13 protein-coding genes and 1 pseudogene are annotated in these 9,896 nt (G+C 65.5%); 10 read left to right on the forward strand and 4 right to left on the reverse strand.

The genetic code is table 11. The features are described from left to right. Nucleotides 1–81 precede the first annotated feature (81 nt). Complete coding sequence (locus Psi02_RS35070; protein ID WP_203980162.1) at nucleotides 82–264, forward strand: hypothetical protein; 183 nt, start codon at nucleotides 82–84, stop codon at nucleotides 262–264. 540 nt (nucleotides 265–804) lie between these two features. On the opposite strand, the gene Psi02_RS35075 is transcribed toward Psi02_RS35070, so the two are convergent. Both Psi02_RS35075 and Psi02_RS35080 read right to left on the reverse strand, forming a co-directional pair. Beyond that, complete coding sequence (locus Psi02_RS35075) at nucleotides 805–1,392, reverse strand: uracil-DNA glycosylase family protein (RefSeq protein WP_203980163.1); 588 nt, start codon at nucleotides 1,390–1,392, stop codon at nucleotides 805–807. Between the two features lie 134 nt (nucleotides 1,393–1,526). After that, nucleotides 1,527–2,390, reverse strand: a complete 864-nt coding sequence (locus Psi02_RS35080; RefSeq protein ID WP_203980164.1) for a hypothetical protein — start codon at nucleotides 2,388–2,390, stop codon at nucleotides 1,527–1,529. 388 nt (nucleotides 2,391–2,778) lie between these two features. Between Psi02_RS35080 and Psi02_RS35085 the strand changes: the two genes are divergently transcribed. The 9 genes and pseudogenes from Psi02_RS35085 to Psi02_RS35120 all read left to right on the forward strand — a co-directional run bounded on the left by Psi02_RS35085 (nucleotide 2,779) and on the right by Psi02_RS35120 (nucleotide 8,435). Then, entirely contained in the window at nucleotides 2,779–3,423 is a 645-nt protein-coding gene (locus Psi02_RS35085) for a molybdopterin-dependent oxidoreductase (protein WP_373317734.1), read from the forward strand. Beyond that, complete coding sequence (locus Psi02_RS35090) at nucleotides 3,416–4,237, forward strand: FAD-binding oxidoreductase (protein ID WP_203980165.1); 822 nt, start codon at nucleotides 3,416–3,418, stop codon at nucleotides 4,235–4,237. Before Psi02_RS35085 ends, Psi02_RS35090 begins: the two co-directional genes overlap by 8 nt. Further along, nucleotides 4,234–4,554, forward strand: a complete 321-nt coding sequence (locus tag Psi02_RS41220) for a DUF6510 family protein (protein ID WP_373317735.1) — start codon at nucleotides 4,234–4,236, stop codon at nucleotides 4,552–4,554. Before Psi02_RS35090 ends, Psi02_RS41220 begins: the two co-directional genes overlap by 4 nt. Before the next feature lie 270 nt (nucleotides 4,555–4,824). Then, nucleotides 4,825–5,130 (forward strand): DUF427 domain-containing protein, encoded by a 306-nt coding sequence (locus tag Psi02_RS35095; protein ID WP_203980166.1) that lies wholly within the window; start codon nucleotides 4,825–4,827, stop codon nucleotides 5,128–5,130. A 294-nt stretch (nucleotides 5,131–5,424) separates the two neighbouring features. Continuing rightward, entirely contained in the window at nucleotides 5,425–5,760 is a 336-nt protein-coding gene (gene trxA, locus Psi02_RS35100; RefSeq protein WP_203980167.1) for a thioredoxin, read from the forward strand. A gap of 105 nt (nucleotides 5,761–5,865) precedes the next feature. After that, nucleotides 5,866–6,099 (forward strand): annotated as a pseudogene (locus tag Psi02_RS40470) (leucine zipper domain-containing protein); the annotation flags it as partial. A gap of 98 nt (nucleotides 6,100–6,197) precedes the next feature. Next, a complete protein-coding gene (locus tag Psi02_RS35110; RefSeq protein WP_203980169.1) occupies nucleotides 6,198–7,142 on the forward strand; it encodes an NADP-dependent oxidoreductase in 945 nt (314 codons plus the stop codon). Between the two features lie 531 nt (nucleotides 7,143–7,673). Continuing rightward, nucleotides 7,674–8,006: a TraR/DksA family transcriptional regulator gene (locus Psi02_RS35115; protein WP_203980170.1), complete on the forward strand. Its 333-nt coding sequence runs from the start codon at nucleotides 7,674–7,676 to the stop codon at nucleotides 8,004–8,006. Nucleotides 8,007–8,105: 99 nt separating this feature from the next. Further along, the gene (locus Psi02_RS35120) at nucleotides 8,106–8,435 is read left to right on the forward strand and encodes a hypothetical protein (protein WP_203980171.1); all 330 of its coding nucleotides are present in this window, start codon (nucleotides 8,106–8,108) and stop codon (nucleotides 8,433–8,435) included. A gap of 135 nt (nucleotides 8,436–8,570) precedes the next feature. Here the strand turns inward: Psi02_RS35120 and msrA are convergent, their stop codons facing one another. Beyond that, on the reverse strand, nucleotides 8,571–9,125 hold the full coding sequence (msrA, locus tag Psi02_RS35125; protein ID WP_203980172.1) for a peptide-methionine (S)-S-oxide reductase MsrA: 555 nt from the start codon (nucleotides 9,123–9,125) through the stop codon (nucleotides 8,571–8,573). Continuing rightward, nucleotides 9,122–9,601: a peptide-methionine (R)-S-oxide reductase MsrB gene (gene msrB, locus Psi02_RS35130; RefSeq protein WP_239095424.1), complete on the reverse strand. Its 480-nt coding sequence runs from the start codon at nucleotides 9,599–9,601 to the stop codon at nucleotides 9,122–9,124. The genes msrA and msrB overlap by 4 nt, the downstream gene beginning before the upstream one ends. Nucleotides 9,602–9,896: the final 295 nt, after the last annotated feature.

Consider the following 9,896-nt stretch of genomic DNA (forward strand, 5'->3'; position numbering starts at 1 on the left):
TGGCGAACACGGCCATTAGGCCTGGGATTCGGGCAACTAACAAAGGAACCTCCAAGGTTCAACGCGAAATGGCCGCCGAACTTGCTGCAGGAGAGCGGTGAACAGGGCTCCGAGGTCGCCGCAGAGGGCCTCGCCCTCGAGGTGGTCGCAGCGCTGCAGGGCGGATATCTGCTCGCCGAGACCAGGCAGGACGAACAGCCCTTCGCGCTCGCCCTCGACATGGCGCTGGGCTGGGTCAAGGCTCACGCGAGGGCGGACCGCTAGAAACGATCAGCGACAGGTCGTCCGGGTCAAGGGAATCCCGATGTCTTCGCGGCGCGATGAGATCGACCCGCTCTTCTCGACGGCCGCGTTATGACGGCCCACGTCCAGCCTGTCGGACAGTCAGTCGACCAGCGGGTGATCCTCCACCTCATGCTCGCGGTGCTCTGGAGTCGGGTGCCCGAGGCGACCCTGTCTCACGAGACCGCAATGGACGCCTACGGCATCAGCGACGTCAACCCCAACCGCATCCAGGTCACCGTCGGCAGGCAGCGACGGTTCCGACGTACTGGCGGCGACGACTATGTCATCCACCACGAAGACCTCGAACCAGCCCAGATCGGATGGTGCAGGAGATCCCAACCGTCACCCCGGCCACGGCGATCACCCAGTGCCTCGCCTACGGCACCTCGACCTGCCTGCTGCGCCAGGCCATCGAGCGCGGTCACGCACAGGGCTAACTGAAGACCGCCGAGCACTCGGCGCTCCTCGACCGCACAGGTCTGAGACGGCCCCGTTGGACTCGCCGTCATGGGTCGCCCGTTACGCCAGGGCCGCTCGCACGCACTGACGTAGCTGGGGGAGGACCTCTGCCTCATACCAGGGGTTCTTCGCCAGCCATCGAAAGTTGAGCGGGGACGGATGCACCAACGGCAGGACTGCCGGGAGATAGTCCGGGAACCGTCGAACTGTCGCCGTGAGCGACTCGCGAGTGCCTAGGTAGTGCCGTTGCGCATAGCTGCCGATGAGCAATGTCAGCTGAATGTGGGGCATCGCCTGGAGGATCCGCGGATGCCATCGGGCTGCGAAGCCCCGGCGGGGAGGAAGGTCACCGTGTGACCCCTTGCCGGGGTAGTAGAAATCCATCGGCAGGAGAGCGAAGCGTGATGCGTCGCGGAACGTTGTCTCGTCGACTCCGAGCCAGTCGATGAGACGGGCTCCACTTGCGTCGTTCCACGGGATGCCCGACTCCTGTGCCTTGCGTCCAGGCGCCTGTCCCACAATCGCTATGCGTGCCGCGGCGTCGGCAACGTATATCGGCTGGTAGTTCGCCGCTGCAGCCCAGGCATTGTCGGGGTCCGCGGTGATCTCGGAGCGAATACGCTCAAGGTCGGATGCTGTTCCCGACATGTTCCTCCTCGGGTCGGATGGTGCTCTGCTCGCTCAGACGATCTGCATCTGGAGAGCAAGGCCCGGTGCGTGTGGCTGCGCTCTTGACGGGAGGGCGCCGCCCCCGGCGTCGCCGCCAGATGGGCTCTCTTGGCTCACCGGGGCGCACCCTGCGCCGTCGACTCGGCACCGTGCAGGTACTCGTCGAGACGGCCACGGACGTGGTTCCGGGCGCGTGCCAAGGCGGCTGTTGCCGAGAGCTCGTCGAGTCCGAGTGCCTGCGCTGCGCCGGCCAGAGCGTAGCCCTGTAGATCGACGAGCGCGAGAAGCTCTCCGAGTGGCTCGGGCAGTTCGCCGAGTGCCTTGTCGAGCAGGTCATATATCTCTCCGGTCTCGTCGACTTCCTCCGGGCCCAGGATCTGTGCGCCGCCGCGCCACTGGTTCGGGCTATCGACCCACCCGTCGATCCTGTCTTCGTCTGGGTAGAGATCTGGGTAGAAGAGTTCGGGCTCATCGGCATCGCTGTTGAGGTCTTGGAGCGAGTCCGCTCGGGCTCGGGCAGCCGCGGTGACGTCGACGGCGGGCGTTGTACGGCCGTCCAGCCGCATTTGGGCATCACTGAGTGTGTGCATGATTTTGGTCAGCTCGACGATCCCTCGTGGGCGGGAATCTCTGCGTTGCAGAGCAAGGCCCACTTCTAGCGATCGCTGGGTGAGGTCCTCGGCGTTTGCGGGGTCAAGCAGTTCGGCACGCGTGAGGAGAGCACTTCGCAAGGCCTCGGCGCCCGTCGCCGGGGACGCTCCTGCCACGGGCATCGCGTCGTTGGCCAGGTCGTTCTGGACGCCGCCGGGACCAGAGTGCCGTCCAAGGAGCTCGCGGGTCGTAGCGATCTGTGAGACATACGACACGCAGGCCGGGCAGTCAGCCAGATGGGCGGACAACGAATCCTGAAGGTGTTCAGGTGCCAGTCCGAGATCGCCGCCGAATCGCACCACGTCGGAACATCTGCCATCAGCCATGGAGGTCACCTTCTCGGTTCGCCTGGTCGCACCACGACAGGGCCGGCCAGGGCGTTGATCGACGGCCCGTTGCTCTCGGCCACCTCGTCGGAGTCTGGTCTATATAGTCCAATTTTCGCAATCCAACACGCTCGTAACGGCCCCTCTCATGGTTGATCGGGGCGAGAGACTGCGACTGCAGTCACACACCTGCGAACGCAGTGTCCTGGTGAGTAATAAGGTCGGCTGATCAACTACAAGGCCTACCGCGCCGCGCAGGATGATGTTCAGTAGCTCCCAGAGAGAGCGGTGTGCGCGACGGACTGCTGCGCGTTGACACCGGTAACGGCGGAACCCTACGTTGGACGAAATGGTCCACTGAAAGGTTGCTGCCGCCATCGACCCGACCGTGAGACGCGCACCACTAGAGACCGTTGGGTCTGGAAGAGAGCACAGGGTGACAATCTCGCGTGGCTTCTTCGGCCATCACGACCCGCGTGCCGTCGATCTGCCGCCCGGCCAGCATCTGACCCACGGATTCCCTGTGTTGACGGCTGGGCCAACGCAGCTGATCTCGACGGAGGAATGGAGCTTCACAATCACGCCTGAGAGCGGCAAGCCGAGGCGGTGGGGTTGGGGCGAGATGATGGCCTTGCCCTCCGAGGAGATCAACGTCGATATCCACTGCGTGACCCGGTGGACGAAACTCGGGACCCAGTGGCGGGGCGTCGCGCTCGACACCTTCTTCGAGGACATCGAGACCTACGACGAATACGCGATGGTGCATTCGTACGGGGGCTACACCACGAATCTCCCCTTGGAGGACCTGGTTGGGGGCAAGGCCTGGATCGTGTACGAGTACGAGGGAGAGCCGCTTCACGTCGAGCACGGTGGTCCGGCCAGGCTACTGGTGCCGCATCTCTACTTCTGGAAGTCCGCGAAGTGGGTGAACGGCATCACGATGCAGCGCTTCGACGAGCCGGGCTTCTGGGAAAGCTTCGGCTATCACAACTACGGGGACCCGTGGCGCGAGGAGCGGCACGCCGGTGACTGACACGAACACGACCGAGGGCCCGGCCGACGGCTCCGTAGAAGTCACTCCGTCAGTAGGGAATCACTGGCGCAAGGCAACGCTCATCGGTCTGCACTCGCAGTCCTGGCATTCCCGGACACTTGCTCTATGCGTTCCCGGCTGGACCGGACATCTGCCCGGTCAGCACGTAGACGTACGTCTCACAGCCGCGGACGGCTACTCGGCCCAACGGAGTTACTCGTTGGCTGAGCCTGCCACGCCCGACTGCGTCGCGGTCACCGTCGACCTCCTACCCCACGGCGAGGTCTCGCCGTACCTGGCGGAGATCATGGAGATCGGTGACGAGCTCGACCTGCGCGGGCCCATCGGTGGATGGTTCGTCTGGGAGCCGGGGGACCCATCCATCGGGGACGGCCCGGTACTCCTGATCGCCGGCGGATCAGGGGTGGTGCCGCTGGTCACCATGCTGCGAGCCCGGAAGCGAGCGGGGGACTCGACGCCGACGATGCTCGTGTATTCGCTTCGCGGCCCTCGCGACCTCATGTACGGGCCAGAACTGGAAGAGATGTCGGCCGATCTGTCCGCGCCAGGGTCCGCCGAAGTGCGCCTCATCTACACGCGCAAGGTCCCCGACGGGCACCCCCGTCCCGCCTCACACCTCGCGGTCGAGGACATCCAACCTCCGTCCGCGTGGCCGGAGCCTTTGGCGGCCAGGGTCTACGTGTGCGGCTCCTCTGGCTTCGTTGACCACGCCACAGGCCTGCTCCGCAAGGCGGGATACCCCGACGATCGCATACGCACGGAACGATTTGGACCAACAGGAGTTGATCGATGACCTCGGATCTCTCGACCCCGGCCGCGCCCGACGGCGGCACCGAGTCAGGCGCGGTCTTGGACGGCAACGCCGCTGCCGGCGAGTTTGCCGGGATCCTCGCAAACGACCCGACCACCGTCACTGTCCGCTGCGGTAGCTGCGGCGCCACACAAGCATTCGGACAGCTGCAGGCCTACCTGGGCGGACCGGGAACTGTGCTGCGCTGTCGCGAGTGTGAGGCGATGGTCGCCCGTGTGGCCCGGACACCACGGGGCACGTGGCTCGACATCTCGGGCTCCAGTTCGTGGTTGTTTCTGCCAACCCCAGGTCCCGCCTAACCGCGACCGTCGGATGGCCAACGCGAGGAGGTCACTCCTCATCCGTCCGGCTGCGCGTTCTCAAGACACGGGTAAGAAGGAGAGCCCTTCCCGATACCAACGTCTATCTGACTGCACCAACTCGATCGCCCGGCTACGGCCCGTCGCCTCCGCCGGTGGTCTCGACTTGGAGAGGCCATCGAGGGGCGTGGGGTGGGTGCTTCCTGGTGCCCACGCGGCCAGTCACGAGGGCGAATGTGGCCAGCCAAAGGATCGATCAGGGGAAACGGAATGAAGGCAGTGGTTGGGGAGACCGTCGTGGCCGAGACCGCGAACGAGGCGGTAGTCAGGATCGAGGGGAATGCCTACTTCCCGCCGGACTCAGTTGTGGCCGGCGTGCTCCTCGACAGCCCAACGCCCTACACCTGTCCCTGGAAGGGGAGGGCGCAATATCACGACGTCGTGGTCGGCGGAACCGTGCTCAGGGACGGGGCTTGGTCCTATCCGGACATCAAGGAGTCGGCGGCGGCCCGTGTCGGCCGCGACTTCAGCGGCTATGTCGCTTTCGATGGGCGCCAGGTTCGGATCGAGAGCTGACCAATCAAGCCGACCATCCAACAACAGATGCGACGGACGAACCTCCAAGATCACGCCCAGGAGATCCTCGCGCCGCCTGCGAAGGCCGCGTTCTTCTAGATCGTGACGGTCATCGGTGGCTGCGAAGGAAACCGCCGCAGGTCGAAAGACCGTCCAAGCCCGCAGTACCAACTAGGCGTGTGACGCGGATCCCGGCTCCACGCTCGAACGGCAGGTGTCGTCTCTGCGAGACCCGGCCGGGTAGAGGTTCTGCGCACCGCAGATTTCCAAGGCCAAAACGGAGGCGAGACCAAGATGGAAACTCAGGCGATCACGGTGACCGACGACTCATTCAAGACGTTGGTGCTGGCGGCAGATTCCCCTGTCGTCGTCGACTTCTGGGCTGTGTGGTGCGGTCCGTGCCGGATGGTCTCGCCGATTCTCGATGAGATCGCTGCGGAGCATGCGGACAAACTCACCGTCGCCAAGCTCAACGTCGACGAGAACCCCAAGACCGCGGAACGCTACAAGGTCATGGCCATCCCGACCATCGCCGTATTCCACAATGGCAGCCTCGCGAAGACAATCGTCGGCGCCCACCCAAAGGCCGAGCTCGAGCGGCAACTCGCCGACTACATCAGCGGCTCCTAGATGTACTTGGCCGGCGGGTTGATGACACGCCGCAGTTGATGGTTGGTCAATAAGAAGACCTTCGGATTTGGTGGAGATGCCGTCTTCACCGAACCGGAGGTCTTCATGGCCCACGCTAACGCTCGTCTGAGCATGCACGGGCGGATCCTGCTGGTGCGGCGCGTCCGCGTCGAGAGCCGGCCGGTCGCGCATGTCGCCAAGGAACCGGGCATCTCCCGCCAATGCGCGCACCGGTGGGTGCGCCGTTATGACGAGCAGGGCTGGCTGGGTCTGCGCGAGCGTTCCTCACGCCCGCATCGGGTGGCCAACCGCACTCCCGCCCCCGTCGAGGCCCGCGTGCCGGCCTCGACCTGCGTGGTAAGACGTCAAGATCTGGAGCCACCAACACCGGTGAACCGGAAATGTCATGCAGGCGAGGGGATACAGGTAGGTGCCGGATGAGGGCGATTGTGGTGACGGACCGGGCCGCGGGGACGGCGGGGATGAAGCTGGTGGAGCGGCCCGATCCGGATGCGCCGAGGCTCGCCAGCCTTGAGGGCGCGAACTACGGCGATGTCGTCGTGGAGGTTCATGCGTCGGGATTTACCGGGAACGAGCTGGAGTGGCCCTCGACCTGGATCGATCGCCTTGGCCGTGACCGGACGCCTTCGATCCCCGGACACGAGCTGGCCGGGGTGGTCACCGCCCTCAGCTACGGAGCAACGGGGCTGTCTGTGGGACAGCGGGTGTTCGGCCTCACGGACTGGACTCGCGATGGCACGCTCGCGGAGTATGTCGTCGTCGAGGCACGCAACCTCGCGCCGCTGCCGGGCGACGTTGACTTCACAGTGGGCGCGGGTGTCGCGATGACAGGCCTGACCGCGTGGCAGGGCTTGTTCGAGCACGGCCGCCTCCGGGCCGGGCAGAGTGTCCTCGTGCACGGTGCGGCCGGCGCAGTCGGTTCGATGGCGACGCAGCTCGCACGTGAGGCCGGCGCCTACGTCATCGGTACCGGACGCGCCGCTCACCGTCAGACGGCGTTCGACTTCGGGACGCAGGAGTTCGTCGACCTCGAGAACGGCGCCCTGGAAGGCGTCGGCGGAGTCGATCTGGTTTTCGATGTCTTCGGCGGCGACATCGGAAGGCGGTCCGCGGGTCTTGTTCGAGCCGGAGGAACGCTGGTGACCGTCGCCGGCCCGCCCGAGGCGCGGCCGGCCGACGGCCTGGCGGTCGACTTCGTTGTCGTGTCCGATCGTGACCAATTGGGGGAGATCGCCAAGCGGGTGCGTGACGGACGGCTGCGGACGAACATCGGCCAAGTCGCGACCCTCGATGATGCCGTCGCCGCCTTCAACCCGACCGGGCGGATCCAGGGAAAGACGGTCATCCGCGTTCGTCCGTGAGGTCGCCGCGGTGACCTCCCAGGAAGCTGCGGAGGAACTCCAGTCGCGCGACCATGTCGTGAGGCCGCGATTGGGCTCTTCTGAGGGATCTCCTGATGGCTGCGTGGTCTCAGCTACGGGCCTTCGTGCGCCGACTCGGCGGACGCATGATCGGAGTAGCCGGGGTGTCGGGCTCGATCAGATCGGCGTAGGTGGTCGTTTGCGAGAGGTAGTCGACTACAAAGGGGCAGATTGCGGTGATCGTGCCCTCGCGGGCGCGGATCTCGTCGAGTACTCGCCGTCACAGCGAGCCAGTGACAGCAGACGAAAGAGATGTGGCCTCCCGGGCACTAATCGAAAGAGTGCCAGGGGCACACATGATCTGGGCCAGTCGACAGCAAGGCGCAGAGCGGTCGAGCACTACGTCGGAGGTGAGGGCGAGGCCGATGAGCGCGGTACCGCACACGTGGTGTCGAACGCCCCCGCAAGATCGGCCAGCTGAGGTCTCGCCGCCGACGCTGATCACCAATCGTCACCACCAGGGAGTTTCAGATGGACCCAGCCCGCGCACATGAGTTGATCGAGGGTGAACGTGAACGCATCAAGGAACTTCTCACGTACTCAGCCGCTGAGCGGGCGGCTGACCTGGAGGCGGCCGCTGATGCGAGGACCTCGGTCTCCGATTCAGCGAGCCCGCTCGCCCAAGAGCTTCTTGACGATGCTGTAGCCGAGCAACTCAGCGCACGGTTGGCTGCACTCGATCGGGCCGGCGAGCGCCTGCGGGCCGGTACCTACGGAGTTTCGTTGCACAGCGGTCGGCCGATCCCCGACGAGCGGCTTGAGGCTGACCCTGCGGCGGAGCTTCTCGTTGATGAGGTCGGGTAGCTCAGCATCGCTGAGAGGTGCCGGTCTTGACCTCGTGCAGTGCAATCCACCAACCGCCCCCACGCTGCTCAGCGTAGGGCTCGTGAAAGGAGCGCATCTATGCCTGAGACACTTCAAGAACTACGGGTCGGCAACGACGAGGTCGTTGACGCTGATCACACGTCCGCTGCACTGACTGCCGGGACGCTTGTGTTCGGCGACGGTGCAACCCAGGTCTTCACCTCGGACGGACACACTACCTACACGGATCGTGGCCGACCGAGTCAGGGCGATTCGTGGGTGCTTGGCGACGGGAAGTTCGTGTCTTTCTGGCCACCGGACTACCAGGCAACCTACGTGGTGCGCTGGGTTGTGACGGAGGGCGCGATCACAGGGCTGACCTTCACGGAGACAGAACGCGGTGCTCGCTTCGAGGGGCACTATCTGTGAGCCATTGTTGCTGTGCGTCGGAGGTAGTTCCTCGGTGATCGCCGTTGGGGGCGGACGCCGCCTGGCATTGGCGGCGGAACGGGGTGCGGGCGCGCTCATCGCTTCAGCGGTGAACGCGCCCTCGGTGTAGCGCGGTCAGCTAGAGGTCGCAGCGCGCCTGGGCAGCACCCAGTCTGGGCGCGGGAAGTGGCACGTGTAGCCGTTCGGGTACGTGATGAGGTAGTCCTGGTGCTCGGGCTCGGCCTCCCAGAACGGTCCGGCCGGCTCGATCGTCGTCACTGCCTTGCCCGGCCACAGCCCCGACGCATCGACGTCCGCGATCGTGTCCCGTGCGACTTGCTGCTGCTCGGGCGTCAAGGGGAAGATCGCCGAGCGGTAGCTCGTGCCGCGGTCGTTGCCCTGACGGTTCAACGTCGACGGGTCGTGGATCTGGAAGAAGAACGCCAGGATGTCACGGTAGGTCGTCTGCGTCGGGTCGAAGACGACCTCGACGGCCTCGGCGTGGCCGGGGTGGTTGCGGTACGTGGCGTGATCGTTCTCGCCACCGGTGTATCCGACCCGCGTGTCCAGCACGCCGGGCTGTCGGCGGATGAGGTCCTCCATGCCCCAGAAGCACCCGCCGGCCAGGACGGCAGTTTCGGTGCCGGGGGTGCGGGTGAGCTGTCCGGTGTCGTGGATCCCGCTGGTCATGATGTGTGCTCCTCTGTGCTGGTGGTGTCGGTCGTCTCGAACAGGGAGCGGTACGCGGCGTAACCCTGCGCCTCGAGCTCGGAGACCGGGATGAAGCGCAGCGCGGCCGAGTTCATGCAGTACCGCTGGCCGCCAGCATCGGCGGGGCCATCGCCGAACACGTGCCCGAGGTGACTGTCGGCCCCGGTGGACCGCACCTCCGTGCGGGTCATCCGGAGCTTCCGGTCGATCTCAGTGCGTACGGCGCCGGCCACAATCGGCCTGGTGAAGCTGGGCCATCCGGTGCCGCTGTCGTACTTGTCGGTCGACGAGAACAGGGGCTGGCCGGAGACCACGTCCACGTAGATGCCGGCATCGTGGTTGTTCCAGTACTCGTTGCGGAACGCCGGCTCCGTCCCGTCCTCCTGAGTGACGCGGAACTGGCTGTCGGTGAGGCGGCTCAGCGCCTGCGGGGTCTTGCTGTAGTCGTGCGACACGATTTCTCCTCCTTCGGCACCGCTGGCTGCGGCGCCACCGGAGACAACACCGCACAGAACCGATTTGGTCCCGGGGTTCATGACGGTGCGTTGTGGCGGCGATCTCAGGTGATGATCGTGGGGGATCAAAGCCACCGATCGGGGGCGTTGGCTGGCTTGGATGGGTCGGGCCAGAGCTCGTATGGGCCGCAAAACGAGAGCGGCTCGTTATCGGGCTCGTTCCTCGACGCCCGCGCGTGCAACGCGATCAGAGTGGTAGGACGCCGAAGTCTGGTGACACTAACGCGGAAGCGGA

Source organism: Planotetraspora silvatica, from assembly GCF_016863315.1.
In the GTDB taxonomy this organism is placed as follows: domain Bacteria; phylum Actinomycetota; class Actinomycetes; order Streptosporangiales; family Streptosporangiaceae; genus Planotetraspora; species Planotetraspora silvatica.

Coding starts and splice junctions, on each gene's coding strand:
- Psi02_RS35095 (WP_203980166.1), top strand. CDS start 4,825: ATGAAGGCAGTGGTTGGGGAGACCGTCGTGGCCGAGACCGCGAACGAG.
- Psi02_RS35120 (WP_203980171.1), top strand. CDS start 8,106: ATGCCTGAGACACTTCAAGAACTACGGGTCGGCAACGACGAGGTCGTT.
- Psi02_RS41220 (WP_373317735.1), top strand. CDS start 4,234: ATGACCTCGGATCTCTCGACCCCGGCCGCGCCCGACGGCGGCACCGAG.
- Psi02_RS35110 (WP_203980169.1), top strand. CDS start 6,198: ATGAGGGCGATTGTGGTGACGGACCGGGCCGCGGGGACGGCGGGGATG.
- Psi02_RS35080 (WP_203980164.1), bottom strand. CDS start 2,390: ATGGCTGATGGCAGATGTTCCGACGTGGTGCGATTCGGCGGCGATCTC.
- trxA (WP_203980167.1), top strand. CDS start 5,425: ATGGAAACTCAGGCGATCACGGTGACCGACGACTCATTCAAGACGTTG.
- Psi02_RS35115 (WP_203980170.1), top strand. CDS start 7,674: ATGGACCCAGCCCGCGCACATGAGTTGATCGAGGGTGAACGTGAACGC.
- Psi02_RS35075 (WP_203980163.1), bottom strand. CDS start 1,392: ATGTCGGGAACAGCATCCGACCTTGAGCGTATTCGCTCCGAGATCACC.
- msrA (WP_203980172.1), bottom strand. CDS start 9,125: ATGACCAGCGGGATCCACGACACCGGACAGCTCACCCGCACCCCCGGC.